Annotated in this window: 23 protein-coding genes; 6 read left to right on the forward strand and 17 right to left on the reverse strand. The window is 70.8% G+C overall.

Going from position 1 to position 24332, the window contains the following annotated elements:
• Positions 1-6: 6 nt before the first annotated feature.
• The 3 genes from NVU01S_RS28245 to NVU01S_RS28255 all read left to right on the forward strand — a co-directional run bounded on the left by NVU01S_RS28245 (position 7) and on the right by NVU01S_RS28255 (position 3163).
• Positions 7-429, forward strand: a complete 423-nt coding sequence (locus tag NVU01S_RS28245; protein ID WP_043669223.1) for an SgcJ/EcaC family oxidoreductase — start codon at positions 7-9, stop codon at positions 427-429.
• A 137-nt stretch (positions 430-566) separates the two neighbouring features.
• Entirely contained in the window at positions 567-1412 is an 846-nt protein-coding gene (locus NVU01S_RS28250; protein ID WP_156161544.1) for a hypothetical protein, read from the forward strand.
• Positions 1413-1594: 182 nt separating this feature from the next.
• Positions 1595-3163 carry an alpha/beta hydrolase gene (locus tag NVU01S_RS28255; protein WP_043669230.1) on the forward strand — a complete coding sequence of 523 codons (1569 nt, stop codon included), beginning with the start codon at positions 1595-1597 and terminating at the stop codon, positions 3161-3163.
• Position 3164: 1 nt separating this feature from the next.
• Here NVU01S_RS28255 and NVU01S_RS28260 read toward each other — a convergent pair whose 3' ends face one another.
• Positions 3165-3818, reverse strand: coding sequence for a response regulator (locus NVU01S_RS28260; RefSeq protein ID WP_043669233.1), 654 nt, complete (start codon positions 3816-3818; stop codon positions 3165-3167).
• Positions 3815-4999: a sensor histidine kinase gene (locus NVU01S_RS28265; protein ID WP_043669236.1), complete on the reverse strand. Its 1185-nt coding sequence runs from the start codon at positions 4997-4999 to the stop codon at positions 3815-3817. The genes NVU01S_RS28260 and NVU01S_RS28265 overlap by 4 nt, the downstream gene beginning before the upstream one ends.
• 301 nt (positions 5000-5300) lie before the next feature.
• On the opposite strand from NVU01S_RS28265, the gene NVU01S_RS28270 reads away from it, so the two are divergent.
• A complete protein-coding gene (locus NVU01S_RS28270; RefSeq protein ID WP_043669238.1) occupies positions 5301-6188 on the forward strand; it encodes a Sco1979 family transcriptional regulator in 888 nt (295 codons plus the stop codon).
• Between the two features lie 4 nt (positions 6189-6192).
• On the opposite strand, the gene NVU01S_RS28275 is transcribed toward NVU01S_RS28270, so the two are convergent.
• From NVU01S_RS28275 to NVU01S_RS44640, 4 genes are all read right to left on the reverse strand, one after another.
• A complete protein-coding gene (locus NVU01S_RS28275) occupies positions 6193-7356 on the reverse strand; it encodes an alpha/beta hydrolase family protein (protein WP_043669242.1) in 1164 nt (387 codons plus the stop codon).
• A gap of 107 nt (positions 7357-7463) precedes the next feature.
• A complete protein-coding gene (locus NVU01S_RS28280; RefSeq protein WP_043669245.1) occupies positions 7464-7778 on the reverse strand; it encodes a hypothetical protein in 315 nt (104 codons plus the stop codon).
• Between the two features lie 30 nt (positions 7779-7808).
• The gene (locus NVU01S_RS28285) at positions 7809-8663 is read right to left on the reverse strand and encodes a hypothetical protein (RefSeq protein ID WP_082032000.1); all 855 of its coding nucleotides are present in this window, start codon (positions 8661-8663) and stop codon (positions 7809-7811) included.
• Positions 8664-8777: 114 nt separating this feature from the next.
• On the reverse strand, positions 8778-10382 hold the full coding sequence (locus tag NVU01S_RS44640) for a protein kinase domain-containing protein (RefSeq protein ID WP_052280513.1): 1605 nt from the start codon (positions 10380-10382) through the stop codon (positions 8778-8780).
• Between the two features lie 159 nt (positions 10383-10541).
• On the opposite strand from NVU01S_RS44640, the gene NVU01S_RS28295 reads away from it, so the two are divergent.
• Positions 10542-11360 carry an SDR family oxidoreductase gene (locus tag NVU01S_RS28295; RefSeq protein ID WP_043669251.1) on the forward strand — a complete coding sequence of 273 codons (819 nt, stop codon included), beginning with the start codon at positions 10542-10544 and terminating at the stop codon, positions 11358-11360.
• A 3-nt stretch (positions 11361-11363) separates the two neighbouring features.
• Here the strand turns inward: NVU01S_RS28295 and NVU01S_RS28300 are convergent, their stop codons facing one another.
• The 4 genes from NVU01S_RS28300 to NVU01S_RS28315 all read right to left on the reverse strand — a co-directional run bounded on the left by NVU01S_RS28300 (position 11364) and on the right by NVU01S_RS28315 (position 14840).
• Positions 11364-12563: a sensor domain-containing diguanylate cyclase gene (locus tag NVU01S_RS28300; RefSeq protein ID WP_052280514.1), complete on the reverse strand. Its 1200-nt coding sequence runs from the start codon at positions 12561-12563 to the stop codon at positions 11364-11366.
• 139 nt (positions 12564-12702) lie between these two features.
• Positions 12703-12933, reverse strand: a complete 231-nt coding sequence (locus tag NVU01S_RS28305) for a ferredoxin (protein WP_043669256.1) — start codon at positions 12931-12933, stop codon at positions 12703-12705.
• Between the two features lie 5 nt (positions 12934-12938).
• Positions 12939-14141 carry a cytochrome P450 gene (locus NVU01S_RS28310; protein WP_043669259.1) on the reverse strand — a complete coding sequence of 401 codons (1203 nt, stop codon included), beginning with the start codon at positions 14139-14141 and terminating at the stop codon, positions 12939-12941.
• Positions 14142-14243: 102 nt separating this feature from the next.
• A complete protein-coding gene (locus NVU01S_RS28315) occupies positions 14244-14840 on the reverse strand; it encodes a TetR/AcrR family transcriptional regulator (RefSeq protein WP_043669262.1) in 597 nt (198 codons plus the stop codon).
• 282 nt (positions 14841-15122) lie between these two features.
• Here NVU01S_RS28315 and NVU01S_RS28320 point away from each other — a divergent pair, with 282 nt between their 5' ends.
• Positions 15123-16064: an alpha/beta hydrolase gene (locus tag NVU01S_RS28320; protein ID WP_043669510.1), complete on the forward strand. Its 942-nt coding sequence runs from the start codon at positions 15123-15125 to the stop codon at positions 16062-16064.
• 55 nt (positions 16065-16119) lie between these two features.
• Here NVU01S_RS28320 and NVU01S_RS28325 read toward each other — a convergent pair whose 3' ends face one another.
• From NVU01S_RS28325 to NVU01S_RS28355, 7 genes are all read right to left on the reverse strand, one after another.
• Entirely contained in the window at positions 16120-16626 is a 507-nt protein-coding gene (locus NVU01S_RS28325; RefSeq protein WP_043669266.1) for a methylated-DNA--[protein]-cysteine S-methyltransferase, read from the reverse strand.
• 61 nt (positions 16627-16687) lie between these two features.
• Positions 16688-16951, reverse strand: a complete 264-nt coding sequence (locus NVU01S_RS28330; protein WP_043669268.1) for an Ada metal-binding domain-containing protein — start codon at positions 16949-16951, stop codon at positions 16688-16690.
• A 7-nt stretch (positions 16952-16958) separates the two neighbouring features.
• Positions 16959-17687 carry a 2OG-Fe(II) oxygenase gene (locus tag NVU01S_RS28335; protein ID WP_043669272.1) on the reverse strand — a complete coding sequence of 243 codons (729 nt, stop codon included), beginning with the start codon at positions 17685-17687 and terminating at the stop codon, positions 16959-16961.
• A 61-nt stretch (positions 17688-17748) separates the two neighbouring features.
• Positions 17749-18366, reverse strand: a complete 618-nt coding sequence (locus NVU01S_RS28340; protein ID WP_244467220.1) for a methylated-DNA--[protein]-cysteine S-methyltransferase — start codon at positions 18364-18366, stop codon at positions 17749-17751.
• Positions 18366-18845: an RNA polymerase sigma factor gene (locus NVU01S_RS28345; protein WP_209444788.1), complete on the reverse strand. Its 480-nt coding sequence runs from the start codon at positions 18843-18845 to the stop codon at positions 18366-18368. Before NVU01S_RS28345 ends, NVU01S_RS28340 begins: the two co-directional genes overlap by 1 nt.
• A 43-nt stretch (positions 18846-18888) precedes the next feature.
• Entirely contained in the window at positions 18889-20805 is a 1917-nt protein-coding gene (gene recD / locus NVU01S_RS28350) for an exodeoxyribonuclease V subunit alpha (protein ID WP_043669515.1), read from the reverse strand.
• A gap of 67 nt (positions 20806-20872) precedes the next feature.
• A complete protein-coding gene (locus NVU01S_RS28355) occupies positions 20873-24298 on the reverse strand; it encodes a UvrD-helicase domain-containing protein (protein ID WP_052280515.1) in 3426 nt (1141 codons plus the stop codon).
• Positions 24299-24332 lie beyond the last annotated feature (34 nt).

Here is a 24332-nt window from a genome sequence, read left to right on the forward strand (position 1 = left end):
GGGCGCATGACCGATATCGAACAGGCCAGGCAGCTCCTGGACCACGCCACCGACCTCTGGATTCGGCACGAGATGCGAGCGTGGGGACGGCTTTTCACCGAGGACTGCGACTTCATCACGCACCGCGGCGTATGGTGGCGCTCGCGCGCGGACAACGTCCTCGGACACGAGGATGTACCGGAAACCGTGCTGGCACAGAAGAAGAACTACACCCAGACGGTGCTCGACATCCGGCTCATCGCCCCGGACGTGGTGCTGGCGCACACCGAGTGGTCGTGGCCCGATCACGTGCTGCCGGGTGCGGCCGCGGGCGAGGACCGGCGCGGCCTGGTCACCATGGTGCTGGTCCGGCGGGACGGGCGCTGGCTGATCCGGGCCGCGCACAACACGCGGTTGAACGGACTCGACGATTTCGCCTCGACCGGATAGTCCGCGCCCGGATCGCCGAAGCCTGCGACGCGCGGCGGAGGGTTTCGGATCGTCGACGGGTTCGTGCCGGACAATGTGCTGAGCCAGCCGGGTGTCGGGCCTCGACGCCCCAGCGAGGAGGTTCTGTGGTGCGGTCGATGACGAGGTACGGGGTTGCGCTGGGTGCGACGCTGATCGTGGCGCTCGGCGCGTGTGGGACCGAGGGCGCGAGCGACGGCGCTTCGAGCAGTTCGCCGCAGACCCCGCAACAGGCGACGAGCGCGTCCGCGCCGCCGACCACCGGTACCGCACCGCCGACCCGTGATGCCGATCCGGCCGAGGTCACCTCCGGCGGGTCCACGTACACGGTCCGGCGGGTGGAGGTGCCCAACGGCGTCGGAACTACCGATCAGGCGGCTTCGCTGGAACTGTCCGGCGGCGATGCGCGGGTGACCGAGGTGTTCAACCGCGGGGTGCGTACCTATGTCAAGGAACAGGTCGACCTGGTGAACGGCGGTGATGACCAACGCCAACGCGCCGTCTCGACCTCCGGCGAGATCTTCAGCACCGAGAGCACGGTCAGCGAAGTGGTCTCGGGCCTCATCGTTTTCAAGGACGCGGCGCATCCCACCAAGATCCTGGGCACCATCACCACCGACAGCCGCACCGCCCGGCCGGTCCTGATCGGCGACCTGTTCACCGACCCGGCCACCGGCCTCGCCGAATTGGCCAGGGCCACCACAGAAGCGACCCGCGCGGTGTATCCGGAGCTGGCCGACAGCAAGACCATCACCGACGCACTGCAACCGACGGAACGGAACTACGCGAACTGGGTGCCCACCCCCACGGGCGTGCAGATCCATATCGCCACCGGCGTCTACGTCTACGGTTACCCGTGCGTGCAGGTGCCCTGGTCGCGGTTGCGTCCGGTCCTCGGCCCGGCGCTGCGCGCGGTGGCCGAGCAGGCACCCGATTCGGCACCGGCGACCTGCGGCTTGCATTGAGCGCCCCGCCGAATGAGCACGCGATGTATACCGAACGGGTGAGAGCGGGCGGGCCGAATTCGGCCGTCGGGTAGACGCCGACCGCGGGCACGAATATCTAGCGTTCAGCAGAGCGCCCGCCACTCCGGCCGGCGGTCACGTCGCCGAGGTGCGATGGAAGCTCTACTGACTGTGAGGTTTTGATGCGCGCACACGGCCGTGCCGGCACGGCGGCACTGGCGTTCTCGGTAGTGATCACCTCGATCATGCTGACGGCTTGCGGCGGGGCCGACGACCCCCGCCCGACCGCGAACGCATTGCCGAATACGTTGCGGGAACAGGTGATCCACTGGCACGACTGCCGCACCGGGCCGGATGACGAGGTGGGCCTGCGCTTGGCGGCCGTGGGCGCGGCATGCGGAGAGTTCCAGGCGCCGCTGGACTACGCCGATCCGAGCGGCCCCGCACTGTCCATCGCCGTCGCGCGACGCACCGCCACCGATACCGCGCACCGCCTGGGCACCCTGCTGGTGCAGACCGGCGGTCCCGGACCGTCCCGGGACGGCGTCGCGATCCTGGTGGACGGACCCGAAGGCGGCCATCCGGCCACGGCCGCACTCGCCGAACGCTACGACCTGGTCGGCATGGACCCCCGGTTCTTCGGCGCCAGCGCACCGCTGGACTGCGGTTGGCCCACCGGCGCCTACCTCGGGCTCGCCCAGGCCGCGCCGCGCGACCGGGCAGATTTCGACCGCACCGTGCAGACGGCCCGCGACCTGGCCGCCCGCTGCGCACCGCAGCGGGCCCTGCTGCCCCACGCGTCGACGCGGGCCGTCGCCCGCGACACCGACCTGCTGCGCACGCTGCTGGGTGAGCCGAAGATCTCCTATCTCGGCTGGTCCTGGGGGACGTACCTGGGCGCGGTATACCTGCAACTGTTCGGCGAGCGCGTCGATCGGGTGGTGCTCGACAGCGCGCTGGATCCGGCCGCACCGGGCCCGGACCTGACCAGGTCCACGGCCCCCGCCACCGCGGCCGCCCTCGCGGACTGGGCGCGCTGGGTGTCCGCGCACGACGACGAATTCGATTTGGGCACCACCGAACAAGCCGTTTTACGGTCGGTCGACGAGCTGGTCGGCGCGATCGCCGTGCAGCCGATCTCGCTCGGCGGGCTGACGATCACCGCCGACATGGTGCCGGGCCTACTGTTGACCGTCGACGATTCCGACGAGTACTACGCCGAGTTCAGCAGGCAGGTGGGCACCTTGCGCGACGCCGCCCGCGGTCGCGCCACCGACCTCGCGCCGGGCCTCGCGCAGAAGCTCGCGCTGTACGCGGAAACCGCCGCGGTACCCGAATTCGGTTTCAGCGCAACGGTGGCCAACCAGTGCGCCGACCGCCCCGCCCGCGACCCCGAGGCCTACTTCACCGATATCCAGCGGCATCGCGACGCGGAACCGATCTTCGGGGCGCTGGCCCGCCACCTCACGCCGTGCGCGGTGTGGCCGACGGAGCCTGCCGAACCCGCCGTCGAAATCGCTGGCCCGCATCCGGCGTTGCTCATCGGCGCGTCCGGCGATCCGGTGGCACCGGCGGCCGGACAGCAGGCGATGCGCCAGGCCCTGTCCGGTGCCCGATCGCTCACGCTGGCGGACGCGTTCCGCCACGGTGTGTACCTCTTCGATCCGGCACCGTGCCTGGACGCCGCGGTCGACGACTATCTGCTGAACGGCACGCTCCCCGCGACCGACGCGGTGTGCGAACGCGATTGAGCTAGCGCGAGCCGGGCTGCCGCAGCCCGGCTTCGTGGGCGACGATCACCGCCTGCACTCGGTCGCGCACTCCCAGTTTGGTAAGGATATGGCGCACATGGGTTTTCACGGTTCCCTCACCGACCGCGAGCACGGTCGCGATCTCGGCGTTGGACAACCCCCGCGCCAGCACTCGCAACACCGCGGTTTCCCGCTCGGTCAGCGTCGCCACCAGCCGGCGGGCGGCGGGATCGATCGGCGGTGCGAGCCGGTCGAGCAGGCGCCTGGTCGTCGAGGCGGCCAGTACCGCGTCGCCGGCGTGCACCGATCGCACGGCGGACAGGAACTGTTCCGGCGGCGCGTCTTTGAGCAGGAACCCGCTGGCGCCCGCGCGCACCGCGGCCATCGCGTAGTCGTCGAGGTCGTAGGTGGTCAGCACCAGCACTTTCGGCGGCTGCGCGCTCGCCAGCAGTCGGCGGGTGGCCGCGATGCCGTCCAGCCGCGGCATGCGCACATCCATCACCACGACGTCGGGGCCGAGCCGCGCGGCCTCGGCGATACCGCTCTCCCCGTCGCCCGCCTCGCCGATCACCCGCAGATCCGGCTGGGAGTCCACCACCATCCGGAACCCGGCCCGCACCAGCGCCTGGTCCTCGACCAGTAATACCGTGATCATCCGGTGCGCCCGGCCCGCACCGGGATTCGCGCCGTCAGCACATGCCCGGCCGTCCCCGCGCGCGGCCGGAGTTCGAGCTCGCCGCCGTAGGCTTCGACCCGCTCGCGCATGCCGACCAGGCCGTAACCCGCGCTGCCCGAACGCTGCCCGGCCGAACCGTCGTCCCCGACGCTGACCCGCAACCAATCCCGTTCCTGTCGCACCGAAACCTCGGCGCGCGCACCGGGTCCGGCGTGCTTGACGACATTCGTCAATCCCTCCTGGACGATCCGATACACCACCAGCCCCACCCCCGAATCGGTCAGCCCGCACGGCAGTTCGAGTTCCAGGGCCACCGGCACACCCGCGCCGCGGACCTCCTCGACCAGTCTGCTGATATCCGAAACACCCACGCGCGGAGCCGGATCCGGTTCGGCGTCGGTGTCCTCGCGCAGCACGCCGATGGCACGGCGGGTCTCGGCCAGCGCCCGCCTGCCCTGATCGCCGATGGCCTGCAAGGCGTCGATCGCGGACTGCGGGGTCGCCCGCGCGGCATAGCGGCCGCCGTCGGCTTGCGCGACGATCACCGCCAGCGAGTGCGCGAGGATGTCGTGCATATCGCGCGCGATCCTGGTGCGCTCGGACAGCACCGCGAGCCGGGCCCGCTCGTCCCGGGTGCGCTCGAGCAGGGCGGCGTGTTCGGCCAGCGCGCGGAATTCGCCGCGCCGGGCGCGCTGCCACGCACCGCCCAGCCAGGCCGCGAGCACCGTGCTGGCCAGGAAGCCGCCGACGAGCACGTGCGCCAGGGCCGACATCGGCAGCTGCGGCCAGCTCCAGCCGCCGAGCACCGCCCCGGCCAGCCCCACGACCAAACCCGTTCGGCTCCACAGTCGCCGGCTGTGCGCGGCGAGGGTGTACACCGCGATCGGCACGGCGATATCGGCGGGCAGCGCGCCCGTGGTGTCGCGCACCGCGCACCACTGCGCGAAGGCCACGGCGGCCACGGCGAGCGCCGCCGCCTCCGGCCATCGTCGCCGCACCGTCACCGGGGCGAGCACCAGCACCGACAAAGTGAAGTAGGCGGCATCGGCCCCGATCAACAATCCGAACAGCACACAGACGAGGACGAGGAGCCCGGCCGTCGCGGCGTCCACCAGCGCCGTGCGCCGGCGCAACCATCCCACCACCCGCTCGTCGACCACCCGACCACCCTAGATCTCGCGGTGTCGCGCCACCTCTGCCCGCAGGATGACCCCGCCGCCACAGTCCGTACGCCGCAGGGCATATCCGCACCCCGTCGATACGGTGCACGCCGGTAGCCGATCGATCGCGCGCCACGCGGGGCGACGCACCGGACAACCGAATTCGCCGGGGAAGTCCAGCGAAAGTTACGGTAAAACTGGAACCTAGGGGTCTACGATCGAAAATAGCCACGGTTTGCGTAGCGGTGTTCAGGCGCGTGCATCATACTGTCGGCTTTTTCGAGCAGCGGAGTAGGAGCTCATGATCACGGAACCGGGACGGTTCGGCGGTGTCGACCCACGGGTCGCGGACCGCGGACCGACGGCGCTGCGGATCGCGGTCGGCGGTCAGTTGCGCGCACTGCGCGAGGAGTGCGGCATCACGCGTGAAGCCGCGGGCGACTACATTCGCGGATCACACGCCAAGATCAGCCGCCTCGAACTCGGCCGCACCGGTTTCAAGGAACGCGACATCCTCGATCTGCTGACCCTGTACGGCGTCACGGATCCGGACCAGCGCACGGTGCTGGTCGAGTTGGCCCGCGGGGCGAATCAGCCCGGCTGGTGGCACAGCTACAACGATCTGCTCCCGTCCTGGTTCGAGACGTATCTCGGCCTCGAAGGCGCCGCGCAGACGATCAGAACCTTCGAAGGCCAGCTCGTGCCCGGTCTGCTGCAAACCGACGAGTACACGCATGCGGTGATCGCGGTCAGCCACCACAACGCCGAGGCGACCCGGCGGGTGGAGCTACGCCGCAGGCGCCGCGAGATCCTGGACATCGAGAACGGACCGGCGCTCTGGGCGGTGCTCGACGAAGCCGTCCTGCATCGCCCGATCGGCGGCCGCGACGTGCTGCGCAACCAGATCCGTCATCTGGTGACGATGTCGGACAAGCGCAACGTGACCATCCAGGTGCTGCCCTACCGGGCGGGCGGTCACCCGGCCGCGGGCAGCTCGTTCACCATGCTCCGCTTCACCGAGCGCGAACTGCCCGACATCGTCTACCTGGAACAGCTGACCAGCGCGCTCTACCTGGACCGCCGGGAAGATCTCCAGCTCTACCGCGAGGTGATGGACCGCCTCGCGGTGCAGGCCGAGCAGCCGGATCGGTCCCGCGAACTGCTGATCGCGGCCGCCGAGGCGCTGTAGTCCGTCACGGGGTGTACGAGCGGATCTCCGGGAACGCCGGGTCGGCCCCGTCGAGCAGCGGCTGCGGCAGCGCGCGCAGGTGCTGATCGAAGAACGCGGCGACGTAGGCGCGGGTGAGCTCGACGGCACGGTGGCCCGGCAGCGCGGGCGTGGCCGCGGCGTCCGCGCCGAGCAGTGCCGGGGTGTCGAGGAAGGAATTGTGATCGGCGCCGACGACGGTCAGCCAGCGCTTCCAACCGTGCAGCGCGGTCCAGGCGTGGTCCCAGCTCGAATCATGGCCGCCGGGGCGGGTTTCGGCGTCGGTGCCGAACAGCAGGAACGGCCGATCGCCCAATCCTGTTGCGGAGGTGTCGTCGAAGAAGCTCCCATCCATGTTCACCCCGGCTCGCACCCGCGAATCGGCGGCCATGGTGGCGGCCGCGGCGGCACCGCCGAGGGAGTGTCCGGCCATCCCGATCCGGGCGGTGTCGATCATCTGGGTATGCGCCCAGCTCGGCTGCGCGCCGGTGAGCCGATCCAGGAGAAACGTCACGTCGCGGGCCCTGGTCTCGACCACGGCCGACAGCGGTAGACCTGCCTCGATGCGTTGGCACACAACGCAAGTCGACAAGCGTCCGTCCGGGAACTCGGTGCCGAACGATTCGCCGGCGTGGTCGACCGCCGCGACGATATAGCCACGACTGGTCAGTTCCTCGGACAACGCGGTGAGCGTGTAGCGCGGTGCGGTGAGGCCCGGCGACAGCACGACGAGCGGGTACGTGCCGTCCACGGGCGGCGCGCCCGCGACGCTGTGCATACGTATCGCGGACAGGGTTTCGGCAGGGATCTCTTGGTCGAGCGCCGAACCCGCGAGCAGCGCCGAGATTTCGGCGGCACTCGCGTACGACTCGAACGCCCCGGCGCCCGCATGCGCCGGGTAGTACATGCTGACCATGAGTTCGCGCGGCGTGCCGGGTGTCCACGGATCGTCCCGCGCGGGATCGACCAGATGCAGCACGTCCCGCCCGATCGCGAATTGCCCGGTGGGCGTGGGCAACCGACCGGGCTGCGCGGCTGTCGCCGACACGGTGGCGGGCGCGGCGGCCGGTCGGTCCGGAGCACCGGACGAACAGGCCGCCACCGCGAGGGTCGCGGTCAAGGCGAGCACGAGGGCGACGGCACTGCGCATGGTGAACTCCGCATCGATCGGCCCGGCGCGAATCGCCGGTGCTGCCTTCGATATTCACCGCCGCCGCGCAAACCTCCGGCAGGGCGACGGCAAAATCAGGTAAGAACTCACGCACCGCCGGCGGGCTTGCGCAGCTGCGCGTAGAGCTCGTCGAAGCGATTGCCGAGCACCGTGTAGAGGTCGAGCCAGCCGCTGCTCGCGGCGATCTCGCAGAGCGAACCGGTGGGCGCGAACACGAATCGGAGCTCGTCCAGGCGGCTCAGGTCGTGCAGCCGGAGCCGCCCGGCGTAGTCGCTCAGGTCATCGATGAGTTCTTGCTCGTCCGAGTAGCGCCGCTGCCAGCTCAGGTCCTGCGGCGCCGCGCGCACGACGGCGAGCACGCGGTCGAGGATGCGCAGTATCTCGGCCTCGGGCGACTCCATGCCGCCAGCATGGCATGCCGGAGCGCAGGCTCAGTACCGGTGCAGGATCAGGTCGGTCTTCAGCACGTCGGTCGGGGCCAGCCAGCCTTTGGACCGCAACGTACTGATCGCCTGGTCGCGCAACGTGCTCGCCCGCGCCGAAGTGTCTGTCTTGAAGGACAATTCGATGATCGTCTCGGTGCCGTCGCCCGCGGCGTTGCGCACCGGCACCACCTCGACGTCGAGGTCGGCGCCCTGCCAGCTGCCGGACCAGCTCTTCGCCTGGACCGGACCGTGCGGCCGGGAGTCCGCGAGCTTGGTCTTACCCCAGTTCGAGCCGGACCAGTTCTGCAACTTCCCGGGAATCTGATCGACCAGGATCTTGCGCGCCTCGGCCGCGGCGGGCAACGCGGTGCCCTGGTAGCCCTTCGCCGACGCGGACTTCTTGTTCGCGAAACTCAACGTCATCTTGTCGTAGGTCCAGTCGACCTGCGCGTCGTAGTTGGTGTCGGAGGAGTCGAAACCCTGCTGGTTGGCCTTGGTCAGCGCGGCGTCGAGATCGCCGTCGGCGACCGGGAAGCGCTTCTTGTAGTTGAGATCGAACGAGCTGCCGTCCTTGTGCCGCAACCGCACGCTCCAGCCCGCGCCGTTCAAGTCCAGCGGGGCGGTGTCGAAGTATTCGTAGGCGAGCGCCTTGGCGCTGCCGCCGAGCCCGAAGGTGGTGCGCACGTCCGCGTTCGGCGCGCCGGAGGCGTCCAGCGCCCCGGCCACCAGATTGAGTTTCACCTCGAAACTCGGCTCCGCGTTCGAGGCCGCCGCCGCTACCGGGACCGTTCCCGTCGCGGTGCTGCCGATGGTCACGGCCAGTGCCGCGACAGCGATGAGGAGACCGCGGCTGATCTTCATTCTCGACATCATCGAAGCGTGCGAGCGCAAGGTGGCCGACAGGCAAGTGGCAGGCGGCCGCCACGTGAAGTCTCCCAGGCAAACACACCGCTACCCTAGCGAGCCGGACCGCTGTCAGCGGCGAGCAGGGCGTCGATGGGCGAGCCATCGACCGGTCGCGGGCGCGAGCGCGCACCACAGCGGAATCAGGAACAGGACCAGCCCGCCGCCGCAGAACGTCCGGCCGATCGGGTAGTGGTTCGCCACGCTGGCCGCCAAGCCGAGCAACGCGGCCAGCACGGCGAGGCCGCACCCGCCGACCACCACCGTGCGGCCGATGCGCTTGCGCGCCAGCAAAGCCACGGCACCGAACACCAGCACGACCGACAGCAACGCGCCGACGAAACCGAGCGCGAGGTATTCGAAGGTGAAGTCGAAGCCCGGCCCCCGCTGGGTGCCCGCCCGCAGCTCGGCCGCCGCGGCGGCCGTCGGGAGCAGCGAGATCAAGCCGTAAATTCCGGCGAGCACGGCGGCGGTCCGCGCGGTCGCGCCGGAGGGCGGCGGCGGATCGCCCACCGGCGACATGTTCCATGGATATACCGACGCGCCCCCGGGCCCGGCCGCACTCGGCGACTGGGCCACCATGGTCGGGACGACCCGGCGCTGCGGGTCGCCGTCCACGACGGTCGCTCGGCGGGTCTCGGGCCGCTGCGGCTCGGCGCGCTGAGATTCAGATCGCTGAGGTTCCGAACGCTGGAGTTCCGGACGTTGCGGTTCCGGACGTTGCGGTTCCGGACGTTGCGGTTCCGGACGTTGCGGGTGCGGACGCTGGGGTTCTGCCCGCACGGGTTCGGATCGCGCGGACTCGGACCGCGCATTGTGCATCGTCGGCGACAGCCGAGCGGCGGGTACCGCGGGCCGATGCAGCGCGGCTGCCGCAGCATGCGCGAATTCGCTACAGGTGGCGAATCTTTCGTGTCGCTGCTTGGCCATGGCGCGGCCGATCACCTCGTCCAGACCCGCGGGAAGATCGCGGCGGCTGTCGCTGAGCCGCGGCACCGGTTTGGCGAGGTGGCCCGCGATGATCTGGCCCGGATTGGTCGCCGGGAACGGCGTCTGCCCGGCCAGCAGCGTGAAAAGCGTGCAGGCGAGCGAATATTGGTCGGCGCGATGATCGATGGTCTCACCGGAGAGCTGCTCGGGCGAGGCGTAGGCGAGGGTGGCGGTGAACGTGCCGGTGGCGGTCAGCTTGGTGTCGGAGTCGAGCTGGCGGGCGATGCCGAAATCGGTGAGGATGGCCCGTGGCCCGCGCCCGGAATCCGATTCGGCCAGCAGGATATTCGCCGGTTTGATGTCGCGGTGCAGTACGCCGCGGCTGTGCGCGTAGTCGAGCGCGTCGGCGGTCTCGGCGACGAGCCGCACGATCTGCGCGGGCGCCGTGGCGCGCGGATTCATCCGCGCCGCATCGGTACCCGCGATGTACTGCATGGAGATCCACAGGTGCCCGTCCTGGGTGCCGCGATCGTAGATGCCGACGATGCCCGGATGTTCCAGGCGGGCAACGACATTGGCTTCCTGCTCGAACCGGCGGCGCAGTTCCGGGTCCTCCGAGATCGCCCGATGCAGCAGCTTGAGCGCGACCAGCCGGGGCAGCCGCGGATGCCGGGCCCGGTAGACGGTGCCCATCCCACCCTGTCCGAGCACGCCGTCGACGAGGTAGTCGGCGAATGTGTCACCCACCCCTAACACTACGATCCTTCCCGTCGAACGCATGCTGATCGACGGCGAGCATAACGCGCCTTGGCGGGGCACCACCTGCCGACGGCGACCGACCGGCCGCTGCCGCGTGACGAATTCCCTCCTTGCTTGGAGTGCACTCCAGGTGGCTACCGTGCATTCATGAGCAAAATTTGGTTCATCACCGGCGTCTCCCGTGGTTTCGGTCGAGAATGGGCGCTCGCCGCGCTGGGCCGCGGTGACCGCGTCGCCGGCACCGCCCGCGACCTGAGCACGCTCGACGATCTCACCGCCCGGTATCCCGAGACGTTCCTGCCGATCCGGCTGGACGTCACCGATCGGGCGGGCGACTTCGCCGCGGTACAGCAGGCCGCACAGCACTTCGGCCGGCTCGACGTGGTCGTCAACAACGCGGGCTACGGACAGTTCGGCATGATCGAGGAGCTGACCGAGGACGAGTTCCGCGCCCAGTTCGAGACCAACGTGTTCGGCGCGCTGTGGGTCACCCAGGCGGCGCTGCCGATCCTGCGGGCCCAGGGCAGCGGCCACATTCTGCAGGTCTCCAGCATCGGCGGCATCGCGGCGTTCATGAATCTCGGCGCGTACCACGCGTCCAAGTGGGCCCTGGAGGCGTTCTCGCAGTCGCTGGCCCAGGAGGTCGCGGAGTTCGGCATCCACGTGACGCTGATCGAACCCGGCGGGTTCGGCACGGACTGGGCCGGTCCGTCGTCCAAGCACGCTACCCCCGACCCGGCCTACGACGCGGCGCGGGAGCGCCGGGCGGCGCAGCGGGCCCTGCAGCGCTCGGGTGATCCCGAAGCGACCGGCGCCGCCATCCTGGCGGTCGTCGACGCGGATCAGCCGCCGCTGCGCATGTTCCTCGGCGCGGTCCCGCTGTCCATCGCGACCGCGGAATACGAGTCCCGGCTCGCGCTCTGGCAGCAGTGGCAGCCGGTTTCGGCTGCCGCCCAAGGCAACTGAGCCTCAACCCCGGTACAGCATCTCCGGATGCCACCGCAGGTCCGCCATGGCGCGCCGGTCCGGGACGCGCCATGGCCGGGCCGAGTTCGGTTCGTTCTGCTCGGCGAGCACCACGGCGTTGCCGCCGAGCCACTTGGCCCGGTACATCGCCGAGTCGGAGCCGCGCAGCAGTTCGCGATAGAGCGCCGGGGTGTAGACGGCCTTGGGATGACAGGGATCGAGCACGGCGACCCCGACGCTGGCCGTGATCCGCACCGGCAGGTCCGGCATGGTCGCGAGCGCGTCGCGCAAACGCTCGCCGACCGCCGCCGGGTCCTCGCGGAGGTAGCCGACGACCACGAACTCCTCGCCGCCGGTGCGCGCGATCAGCGCGTCGGCGTCGGCGGCCGCGCGCAATCGCTCGCCCGTGCGCGCCAGGACCTCGTCACCGAACGGATGCCCGAAGGTGTCGTTGACGACCTTGAAGCGGTCCAGGTCCAGCGTGGCGACATAGGCGGCGCCGCGGCGGCCGTGGCCGAGATACGACGGCAGCCGGTTGTCGAGCCCGCGCCGATTCAGCAGCCCGGTCAGCGGATCGGAGAGCGCGTCCTTGCGCAGCAGCCAGTGACTGAACTGGATGAACGGCAGCATCACCCCGACCACGACCATCATCACCAGCACCACCGCGAGACCGAGGGCGAGATCGGCCGTGCGGGTGGTCGGCCCGTTGTCCGCCAGCGCGCCCTGCACCATCAACGTCGCGAGCACCACGCTCGTCAGCAGCGTCCAGCCGATGTGCAGCGCGAGCACCCGCGGACCGTGGAAGACGGTCACATACGCGCCGATCGCCGTCAGCAGCACCACCCCGAGCACGCCGACCACCCGGTCGTGCACCAGCACGTCGTTGGCGGCGGTATCGAGATCGAAGAAGACGATCCAGAGCAGCGACTCTTTTTCCCGCGGCCACGGCAGGAACCACCAGCGCACCGTCCAGGCGCCCGCGACGAGCGCTTCCACGATGCCCTGCACCTCGCCGACCGGACCGGCCACGTCCCCCTGCGCGATCGAGGCGAGCACCGCGATGGTCAGCATGACGATCCCACCGGCGCCGAGCATGAACTTGAAGCGGCCCAGCGCCGCATGGGACCCGAAGGTCTCGACCAGCCGGCGATAGTCGACCGGGTCCTGCCACCACGTTCGAAACATCGATCGCCCGTCGGCCATCGGGTCACCGCCTCAGGTCGGACTTCTCCTGGTCATCCAACTCGGCACGCGGATCGACAGTAGGACGGCACCTACCGTTGGCGCAACGTGAGCTTCACCCTATCGCCGCAGGTAATCGCGGTTCGGGTGGCTTTATTCGCTAGGGACCGGGCGCGATGACCTCGCCGGTGTCGGCGGCCAGCACCCGGATCGCCTCGATCGGGCACGATTCGGCGGCGTCGACGACGAATTCGTCCGGAGCGACGGTGTCGGCGATCGGGCGGGAGCGTCCGTCGACCAGGGTGAAGTGTTCGGGTGCCATCCCGACGCACATCCCGGAACCGAGGCACTGCTCTCGGTCGACTGTGATCTGCCATTTCTGCTCGGTCATGAGTCTCACCAGCTCACCGGTAGCGCCTTCGGCCCCCGCACCAGGAGGCCGGTTTTCCACGGCACGTCCTCGACCGGCACCGCGAGGCGCAGGGTCGGGAACCGCCGCAGCAACGAGCCTAGCGCCACCTGCAGTTCGACCCGGGCCAGTTGCGCGCCGAGGCAGTGGTGCACGCCGTGCCCGAATGCCAAGTGCGGGTTGTGCTGCCGGGCCAGATCGAGGGTCGCCGGGTCGGCGAACACGGCCTCGTCGCGGTTGGCGGCCTGGGTGTTCACGAAAACCGCCTCCCCCGCCCGCACGGTGACGCCGCAGAGTTCGAGGTCTTCGGTGGCGATCCTGGGCGACGAACCGCCGGAACCCAATTGGACGTAGCGCAGCAGTTCCTCGATCGCCGCGGGAACCGAATCCGGTCGGGCGCAGAGCATTTCCCACTGCCCGGGGTTGGTGAGCAGCACATAGGTGAAGTTCGCCAGCTGGTTGGCCGTCGTCTCGTGCCCCGCGATCAACAGCCCGATACCGAGATTGACCAATTCGTCCTCGGTCAGCCGGTCCTCGTCGTCCCGGGCGGCGACCAGCGCGCCGAGCAGGTCGTCGGTCGGCGCCGCCCGGCGTTGCGCGACCAACTCCGCGAGGTAGGCCTCCAGATTCACCCGCGCCGCGGCGATCTGCTCGCGCGTGTACGCGGTGGTGGACAGCACGGTGTCGGAGAAGTCGCGGAACCGATGCTGGTCGCGCGGTGGGACACCGAGCATTTCGCAGATCACCGTGACCGGCAGCGGCAGCGCGAGCTGTTCGACCAGATCGGCGGGCGGGCCGAGCCGTTCGATCGCGGCCAGGCGCTCGTCCACGATCTCCTGCGCGCGCGGGCGCAGCAGCTCGACGCGGCGGCCGGTGAACGCCTTGGCCACCAGTTTGCGCAGCCTGCTGTGCTCGGGCGGGTCCATGCTGAGCAGCGAATTGCGGCGCGCGGGTTCGGGTGTGGCCCGCGGGATGTCCTCGCGCTCCACCGCCGCGCTGCGGCTGAAGCGCTGGTCGGCGAGCACGAGTTTGACGTCCTCGTAACGGGTGACCAGCCAGCCCGTACCGCCGTAGGGCAGCTGGACGCGCGTGATCGGCTCCTCGCGGCGCAGCTTCGCGTAGAGCGGGTCGATATCGAGACGGAACGGCTCACCGAAGGGGTATCGGCGAACCTCGGCACTCGCGGTCATGAGCTCTCCCTTTCCCGACGCCGGCACTGGGCAATGTAAGCACGCGCTTACATTCATCCCATGTTAGGCAGCTCACAGTGCCCAGTCAACGGACGGATTCCGTTACGGCGGAGGGAAATTCACGTCGACCCCGGCGAGCAGCGTCTGCGCCGCACGCAGCACATGCCGGGCAACCACCGCGGGATCGGCGCTCGCCAGCGGTTCGCGCCGATGCACCGACCGCATCAGCCCGATGCCGAGCACCCAGGCGAGCACCAGATCGGCCAGCAACTCCGCGTCCGGTTCGTCGCTCAGCGACGACAGCGCGCGCACGTAGTCGTCACCCAGTTCCCGCCGGATCGCCGAGGCGCCCTCGTCGTGGCCGCTCGAACGCAGGGCGGCCTGCAGCCAGTTGCCGCGGGCCGGTTCCCCCTCGGACTGCAACGCCCGCGCGAGCACCCGGGCGAGCAGGGTTTCGGCCGGCCCCTGCTCGAGCACCCGCCGCTCGCGATCGGCGAGCGCCGCCCGGAACAGCTCGTCCTTGTTGCCGAAGTACCGGAACAGCAACGCCTGATTCACCTCGGCGCGCGCCGCGATATCGCGCACCGTGGCGCGCTCGTAGCCGCGCTCGGCGAACAACTCCTGGGCCGCCGCCAGAATCGCGGCCCTGGTGCTCGCCGCGTCCTTCTTGCGGCCGGCCGGCTGCTGGTCACTGGTCATAGGTCCTCCGGTCGCCCGATCTCGGAAGAGCAGCGTATTGCAGCGCGGACCGCACCGGCGGGCACCGAGCCCGACCCGGATCGTGGTGCCCCTCTTTCTCAGGGCCACCGCGTTGCCGCCGCGGCTCGTAGCCTGGAAGCCGGACGGTAACTGCGGCGCGGAGGTACGGCACAGTGTGCGTGGGTGATTCGGCCCGTGGCCGCGCAGCAGCCGCCGGGCAGCTCTGGATCGGGTCGCGGCGCAGGGGGTTTCATCATGATCATCCGGCGGTATAGCGAAACCATGCCGGTTTCAAAGTTTTTGATCTCCGCGGCCGGGGTGCTGGCCGCCTGCCTCGTGCTCACCGTGCTGGCCGTGCGGCCCGCCGCGGCGCAGGCGCGCCTGGTGGACGAGGTGCCGCTGGCCGACACCATCTCGCGGATCGACGTGTACTCGCCCGCGATGGATCGCGTGATCAGCAACCGGGTGATCCGGGCCGCCGGCGGGCCCGCGCCGACGCTGTACCTGCTCACCGGCATCGGCGGCGGCGAAGACGGCATCTCCTGGTGGGACGACACCGATGTACGAGAGTTCTTCGCGGACAAGCACGTCAACGTGGTGATGCCGGTGGGCGGCAAGTTCAGCCTGTACACCGACTGGGTGGCCGACGATCCGGTGATCGGCCGCAACAAGTGGCAGACCTACCTCACCCAGGAGTTACCCGGCGTGCTCGACGCCCGGCTCGGCAGCACCGGGCGCAACGCGATCGCGGGCGTGTCGATGAGCGCGGGCTCGGCGGTGGATCTCGCGATCCAGTCCGGTCCCCTGTACAGCGCGGTCGCGGCATACAGCGGCTGCCCGTGGACCGCCGACGCGCTCGGCACCGCGATGATCAACGCGCAGGTGGGACGGGGCGGCGCGAACACGGCCAATATGTGGGGCGCGCCCGGCGACGCGATCTGGCGGGTGCACGACGCCTTCGCCAACGCGGCCGCGCTCGCCGGTAAGACGATCTACCTGTCCGCCGCGACCGGCACGCCGGGCGCGATCGACGAGGGCGGCCTGCCGTTCCCGCCCGTCGAGGCGATCGCGAGCTCGTGCACGGCGGCCTTCGCGGCCCGGCTGACCCAGCTCGGACTGCCGGTGATCCACGTCAACCGGCCCGAGGGCGCGCACACCTGGGGACAGTTCGAGACCGACCTGCACGACTCGTGGCCGCACCTGGCCCGCGCCATCGGCGCCTAGGACCTGGCCACAACCGTCTCCGTTCGGAAGTAGCTCGGCGCTCGCCACGGCCGGGTCAGACCGCCAAGGGCAAACGGAGCTCGGCGGATTCGAGGTCGAGCAGCGCGCGTTTCGCGGGCAACCCGCCCGCATAACCGGTGAGCGCACCGTCCGCGCCGAGCACCCGATGGCACGGGATGAGCAGCAGCAGCGGATTCCGGGCGAGCGCACCACCGACCTTGCGGGCATCGGCGGGTCCACGTCCGAGCGTGCGGGCCAGCGCACCGTAAGTGGTGGTGTGGCCGTACGGGGTGCCGGCCTCGAGCGCGGACAACACGTCCCGATCGAAGGCGCTCAGAGCGGAACGGTCCAGGGGCACGGTGAATTCGCGGCGGGTGCCCGCCAGGTAGGCGTCGATCTGGCGGACCGCGGCGAGCAGATACTCCAGGGCGCAGGAGTTCTCGGCGGTCGGCGCGGCGTCCGGTGCGTCCGTGAACTCGACGCGCGTGAGACCCGCGGTCCCTGCCGCCAGCCGCAGGTTGCCCAGGACCGAGGCGTGCACGATGCGGGCGGTGGTAGTCATAATCGGCTCCTTTGTTCGATCTCGTCCCCCGGTAGACGCCCGCCCGGGCCGGAACGTGAGATCACTCGGAGTCGTTCTGCTGTAAAGCTTTCCATGTCGCGTACTGCTCCGGCAGGCAGACCGCGCACGGGCGGTAGCCCGCGCTGAGCGCCGTGGCCTCGTCGGCGAAGAACACCCGGTGCGCGCGGTAGGCGCCGCGCGCCAGCGCACGCAGCGCGGACGGACAGTCGAGTCGCCCGTAGAGCTTGCCGCGCCGATGGCCGCCGTACCGGCCCGGGGTCGGGCTCCGGTACGGGCGGCCCGCGCCGTCCAGCAGCGTGTACATCCGAGCGCTAGTGCGCGTCGTGCAGGACCAGGCCCAGCGTGTGCCGGACCCCACCGCGAATCCGGCTGACGCCGTGCCGGACCGGCGCACGGGACCAGCCGCGACTCGACGGCGTCGGCCGGTCGCGGGTCGTGAAGATCAGGCCGTGTCCCTGTTCGAGCACCGTGACGGTGGCCTTCGACTGGGCTCGTGGACGTTGCTCCACGAGCAGGAACTCCCCGCCGGTGTGGTCGACGCCCGGCCGGTCCAGGCCGAGCACGATCTGCAACGGGAAGACCAGGTCGCCGTAGAGGTCGCGGTGCAGCGCGTTCCAGTCACCCGCGGTGTAGCGCAACAGGATCGGCGTCGGCTTGGTCTGGCCCGCGGCATGACAGGCAGCGAGCCAGTCCGCGAAATCGTCGGGCCACGGCGCCGGATCGCCGAGCCGTTCGGCCCAGGAACGCGCGACGGGCAACAGCTTTCGATAGAACGCCGCACGCAGTGCCATGATCGGTTCGGGTACCGGGTCGGTGAAATAACGGTAGGTGCCCTGGCCGAAGCGGTAGCGGGCCATATCGATGGTCGAGCGGAATCGCCCCGGGTCTTCCCACATGCCGGTGAATTCGGCGCATTCGGCCGGGGTCAGCAGTGGGCCGGTCTGGGCGCAGCCGTACGCGTCGAGTTCCTCGATGAGGGCAGGCCAGGATTGTGTGGCCACGCGATCAGCCAGTGCAACAGAGGTTTTCGTGTCGTTCATACCGCCTCCAGAGTTCAGCGGATTGTCGGCGCGCGGCACTCGTCCTGCGCGGCAAGAGAATTCATGCGGCTTCGAGGGTGAGCAGCGTGGACTTCGCGGCGCTGCCGCCCACGTACTGGCCGATCGAGCCGTCGCTGCGGACCACCCGGTGGCACGGGATTACCACGGGCAGCGGGTTGTGCGCGCAGGCCGAACCGACGGCGCGCACCGCGCGGGGATTGCCGACCGCGGCCGCGACCGCGGCATAGCTTTCCCGGCGGCCGTAGCCGATCGCGCTCAACTGCTCGATCACCTGCCGCCGGAAACCGGCCGTCAACCGCAGATCCAGCGGCAGCTCGAAATGTGTTCGCGCACCGGCGAAATACTCGTCGAGCTCGCGGGCCGCGGCATCGAGCCGCGCCGGTGCCGCAAGCACCCGGGGACTGACCCGCTCGGCGAGCAGGTGCAGCACCGCGTCGTGGTTCTCGCTGGGATAGGCGACGCGCACCAACCCGACGGGGGTGGCCGCGAGCAGCAGCGTGCCGACCGGGGTGTCCACGGTCCGGTAGGCGACATCGAGCAGGCCCGCGTCCTGCGCCTGCTCGGCCAGCCGGCGCCGCAGCGCCGCCAGCAGTTCGGCGCCGCCGGACGCGAGGCCGTCGAACAGGCCGTCCGGGTCGCCACGGTCGATGGTGGCCATCATGTCTCATCCTTCGGGTAGAGCTTGCGCAGCGTTTTGAGGCCGTCGGCGGCGGCGCGGCGGGCGGCGTCGGTGGAATTGCCGAGCAGCCGGGCGATCTCGGCGTGCGGCAGGCCTGCCAGGTAGTGGTAGGCGACCGCCTGACGTTGCTTGGGCGGCAAGGCTTTCAAGGCGGCCCACAGGTCGGGGTCGTAGTCCGCCGGGTCGGGGCTCGCGGCGCGACGCTCGGGCAGCGTCTCGGCGGGGACGGGCGCACGGGTCAGTGCGCGCCCGACATCGATCGCGCGCCGATGCGCGATGGTGACCAGCCAGGCCTCGATGTTCGCGTCGGCGTCCAGGTCGGGGTAGGCGCGCAGCGCGGAGAGAAACGTCTCCGACCACGCGTCGGCTGCGTCCGTCGGGCCGAGCACCGCCCGGCAGACGCGCAGCACCATCGGGCCGTACTCGGCCACCACTTCCTCGAACGGAGGCAATCTCACACCGGGTAGACGCGCGGGTCGCCGGAAACGTGAGATCCGCCGGTCACCGCCCGTCCGCCCCGGTGGGCCGGGACAGCCCGCTGGCGCGCAGCACGCGGCGCGCGATCCCGGCCCGGATGGACTCGTCGGTGCCGATGATGCGGACGTGGCGGCGGGCGCGGGTGATCGCGGTGTAGAGCAACTCCCTGGTCAGCAAAGTCGACTCCGGTTCGGGCAGCACCACCGAGACGGTGTCGTACTGGCTGCCCTGACTGCGGTGGATGGTCATGGCGAACACGGTGACCACGGCCGGGAACTGGGTGGGGTGCACCAGATACGGCTCGCTGCCGCGTTGCAGCGCGGCGCGCAGCGACCCGTCGGGCATGCGCACCACGACGCCGGTGTCGCCGTTGTAGATCCGCGCCTCGTGATCGTTCGCGGTGACGAGCAGCGGCTGCCCCGGATACCAAGGCGCATGGTGGGATTCGGGCCCTGCTCCGCCGGCGGCCGCCCATTCGGCCGCCATCCGATCCCAGCGCTCGACGCCGAACGGGCCCTGCCGGTGCGCGCAGAGCAGCCGGTGCGATTCGAGCGCGGTCAACGCGCCCGCCGCGTCCCCGTCGAGCGCCGCGGCGGTCACCGCGCGCGCCGCGGTCACGACATCGGCACGCACGGCGGCCATTTCGTCGGGTGCGCTGAGCGACAGCTCGTCCCCACCCGCGCGCAGCAGCTCGAGCGCGGTGTCGGCGTCGCCCGCGCGGACCGCCACCGCGAGGTCCGCGATCCGGCCGCCGAAGCGACGACCCCGGGTCAGCCGGACGATGCCGCCGCGCAGCCGGGTGCGCTCCAGCACGCTCAGGGCGGCCGGATGCTGTTCCGGCGCGGCCGATTCCGGCGCATCCGCGCCGAGGATCTGATCCAGCACCGGATTCGGGGTGCCCGCGACGGGACCCGCGACGAGGTCGGCGAGCACCGCGCCCGCGTCCACCGAGGCGAGCTGATCGGGGTCGCCGACGAGCACCAGCCTGGTGTCCGGGCGCAGCGCGGCGAACAGCCTGCTCATCATGGTCAGCGACACCATCGAGGTCTCGTCGACGACGATCACGTCATAGGGCAGACGGTTGAATTCGTGATACTTGAATCGGGTGGTGCGGCCGCGCTGCCAGCCGAGCAGCCGGTGCAGCGTGGCGGCGGTCAGATCGGGCAGCCCGAGCGCCGCCGCCTGTTCGCGCACCGCCTCCTGCAACCGGGCCGCGGCCTTGCCCGTCGGCGCGGCCAGCGCGATCCGCAGCGCGGGCAGTTTGGGATTGGCTTTGCGATGCGCGTCGAGCAGGCCGATGATGCGGGCGATGGTGTGCGTCTTGCCGGTGCCCGGACCGCCCGCCACCACGGTGGTCCAGTGCGTCGCGGCGAGCGCGGCGGCCAGCCGCTGCCGGTCCGGCGTCCCGTCCATCGACGCGTCGAACAGCCGATCCAGTTCGCGCCGAACGATATTCGGGTCCACCACCGGATGGTCGCCGGAGCGCTCGGTGAGCACCCGGCGCACGGTCTGCTCCTGCTGGTAGTAGCGATCGAGGTAGAGCAGCGGGCCGGAATCGTCGCGGCCCTGCGATTCGACCAGACGCAACGGCCGCAACGGGCCCGCGGGGCCGCCGGTCACCAGCGGGCTCACCCGCAGCGCGGCCACGACCGCCTCGATATCGGGCCACGGCAAGGTCGCCGGGTCGATCCGCTCGCCGGTGTCCCAGGTCTCGTCGGCGTCGATGCCGATCTCGCGCATCCGGTGCAGCTCGAGACAGACCGAGCCGGAACGCACCGCCCGCACGGCCAGGGCCGCCGCGAACAGCACCTCGCCGGTCTCCTCCCGTCCCAACCGGCCGAGCCGCACCGCGACGTGCACATCGGCGGCCGAGAGCACGCCCGCCTCGTTGAAGGTGCGCAGCAGCCCGGTTCCGCGCTGCGCCAACTGGATCGAGGTCACCGCGGCCTCCGCTCGCCGCGAACGCACCGTTGCCGCGCGGCCGCGGCCCGGGCGATGCTGTCTGCGCTCACTGCACGTCCCCGGCCAGCAGCCCGGACAACGCGACGATCAGCGGCGCGGGCGGATCCCAGTCGAAGACGCCGTGACCCGGCGGGGTTTCGGCGCCGACCATGCCGCGGACGAACAGGTAGCGGGCGCCACCGAGGTGCCGGGCCGGATCGTAGCCGGGCAGCCGCCACCGCAGATAGCGGTGCAGGGCAACCGAATACAGCAGTGCCTGCAACGGGTAGTGCGAGCGGAGCATCTCGGCGGCCATCCGCTCGCGGGTGTAGTGCTCGACGGTGAGATCGCCGGTGCCCAGTCGGTTGGTCTTGTAGTCGACGATCACATAGCGGGTGTCGGCGCCGGCGGCGACCCGCAGCACGGCATCGATGCTGCCGGTGAGATAGCCGCGCAGCGGGAGGTCGTCGAGCGTGGCCAAGTGGTCGGCGTACCCGAAGAGGTCGTCGTCGGAAGGCAGATGCGCGCGCAGCAGCTCGGCGATCCGGCGCAGCGTCGCCGCGGTGGCGCGCGGTGCGTCACCGCCGGCCAGCGGCAGCTCGAATTCCAGTTCGTTCAATCGGTCCCGGCTGGAGATATCGGCGAGTGCGCCGACATCCATCGGCGTGCGCAGCACGGCGAGCAGCGCCGCGGCGAGCAGGTCGGGGTCCACCTCGGCCATGAGTTCGCCGATCACGGCGCGGCACTGCCCGGAAACCTCGGCGGCCAGATCCGGTGCGTCGGTATCGATCAGCTCCAGCACGCCGTGCACCAGGGTGCCGAACTCCGCGCCATAGGGCAGCGCGTTCATCAGCGAGGGCGCGCCCCCGAACACCTCCTCGAGCACGGCGGCGGGCGCGTCGTCCGGCTCGTCCCCGGGCTCGCGGCCGTCCTCGGGTTCGAGTTCCGGCGCGACCGCGGCGGGGCCGTGCGCGGCGGCGGTCAGCGCCGAATACGAAGTCCGGCGCCAGTTCTGGTCGAGGGTGCGCTCGAAGCGCGCGACGGCGAGTGCGCCGGTTTCCCGTTCGCCACGCACCCGCTGGATCGTCACGTCCTCGGTGCCCGCCACCGCGGTCACCGAGATGGCCGCCGCCGCTCCCCCGGCCCAGGCCGAAAGCAGCCCTGGCGCAGCGGTATCCGCGGGGACGGACGCGCGGGGCGGCACGGTGTCGCCGCCGTCGGGCCTGCCGAGCACCATCCGGTGCAGTGGCGAGGCGGCCGTGGTGATCGCGGGCGCCCACCAGGCGACGACCTGGCACATGGCGCGGGTCAGCGCGACGTAGAGCAGGCGCAGTTCCTCGCCCGCCTCCTCGGCTTCGCTGCGCAGCTTGCGTTCGGCGTAGCCGGACGCGTCCGGGCCGCCGACGTCGAGCACCCGCGCACCGTTGTCGTCGTGGAAGAGCAGCGTCGCCGGATACGGGTTCTTCGCGTTGTCCCAGGCGAAAGGCAAGTAGACGATCGGGAATTCGAGGCCCTTGCTGGCGTGCACGGTGGCGATCTGCACGGCCGCGGCGTCGCGGTCGAGCCGGCGACTGCGGTCGGCGACCGTGCCCGAGGCGGGATCGCGCACCCGATCGGCCAGCCAGCGGGTCAGCGCGGTGAGCCCGAGCGATTCGGTGAGCGCCACCTGATCGAGCAACTGCGCGACGTGACGCAGGTCGGTGAGCTGACGCTCGCCGTTCTCCACCGCGAGCAGCCGGTGCGCGAGATCGGCTTCGGCCGAGATCTTCTCGAAGACGGCGGCGAAACCCGCGCGCGCGAACAACCGGGCCGCGTCGCGCAGTTGCGCGCTCACCCGTCCGACCAGATCAGCTCCGCCGCTGTCGATCTCGGCGGCGGTCACCCCGAGCAACGGGGTGCAGGCGGCCAGGCGCACCCGGTCGGCGCGGTGCGGCTGTTCGAGCGCGCGCAGCACCCAGAGCCAATCGGTGGCGCTGCCGGTCGCGAACACGCTGGTGCCACCGGCGAGCACCGAGGCGACGCCCACCCGATCCAGTGCCGCTCGCACGACGTCGATCTGCGAGCGCGTCCGGACCAGCACGGCGATATCGCCGGGGCCGATCGGCCGCTCCTCCGGCGGCAGCGCGTCACCGGCTGTGTCTGCCGTATTCCGCTGCGGCTCAGTACCGTTCGGCGTGTTACGGGGGCGGTGCGGAGTGGTGTCCAGCGTCGTCCCGGACTCGAGCAACCGGACGATATCGGCGGCCAGGTCGTCGGCGACCTTCGCGCGCATCCGGCCGACGGCCGGAAAACCGGACTTGTTCAGCGGACCCGCGCCGGTGCGGGTGAGGCACCGTACGCGCAGCGGAGTGCGCAGTTCCTCGGGTCCGCTCAGCCGCGACCACGGGCGGGTGGCGGCGACCGGATAGACGCTGATCTCCTTGTGCCCCAAGGCCGCACCACCTTGCAGGTGGTCCAGCGCGGCGATCAGCCCCGCGTCGCTGCGCCAGTTGGTGGTGAGCTCCTTGCGGGTGTCGGCGTGCGCGACCGCATCCAGGTAGCTGAGCACCTCCGCGCCGCGGAAGGCGTAGATCGCCTGCTTCGGATCGCCGACGAGCACCATCGTGGTGTGGCCGTGGAAGGCGAGGCGCAGGATGTCCCACTGCAGCGGGTCGGTGTCCTGGAACTCGTCGACCAGCGCGACCCGGTAGCGCGCGCGGATGCGCCGGCAGGCCCGGGGCCCGTGGTCGGGATCGGCGAGCACCTCGTGCAGCAGCACCAGCAGGTCGTCGAAGTCGCGCAGCCCCGCCAGCCGCTTGCGGCGCTCGGTTTCGGCCCGGACGGCGGTCGCGAACGCCACCCGCTCCCCCGCCGCGGACTCCCCGGCGGGCACCAGCATGGCGTGCCGGTCCTGCACGGCGGCCAGCGCCAGGGTGTGTGATTCCTTCACCGTGAACGGCGGTTCGGCACGGGCGTACCGATTCAGATAGAGGTCGTCGGCGACCGTGCCGACCAGTTCGTCGACCGATTCCACCAGCCGCGCGCCCGGGTCGTGCTCGCCGGCGAGACCGAGTTCGTCGAGCATCCGCTGGCAGAAGCTGTGCGTGGTCGCGATGGTGCCCGCGTCGAAATCCGACAGCGCGGCGAGCAGGCGGGCGCGCCGGCGCCGCACCTCGTCCGGGTCGGCCTCGGCCAGATAGCGGACCAGGTCGTCGGCGTGCGCGCGGGCCAGCTCGGGATCCGCCAGACCGGCCGCGACCAGCACGAACCGCTCCCGGGTTCGCTCACGCAACTCCTGCGTCGCGGCCCGGCTGAACGTCACCAGCAACAGTTCGGCGACGTCGATGCCCGCCTCGGCGACATACCGCACCGCGAGCCCGACGATAGCGTGCGTCTTGCCCGTTCCGGCGCTCGCCTCCAGCACGGTCGTCCCCGTGGGCAGCGGGCCGTAGGGTTCGAAGGCGTCGGGCCCGTCGACCTCGGGCACCACGAACGAGGTGTCTTGTACGGTCACGCGAACACCCGCCTCTCGACCCGCCGAAAGGGCC

Source organism: Nocardia vulneris, from assembly GCF_001613425.1.
In the GTDB taxonomy this organism is placed as follows: domain Bacteria; phylum Actinomycetota; class Actinomycetes; order Mycobacteriales; family Mycobacteriaceae; genus Nocardia; species Nocardia vulneris.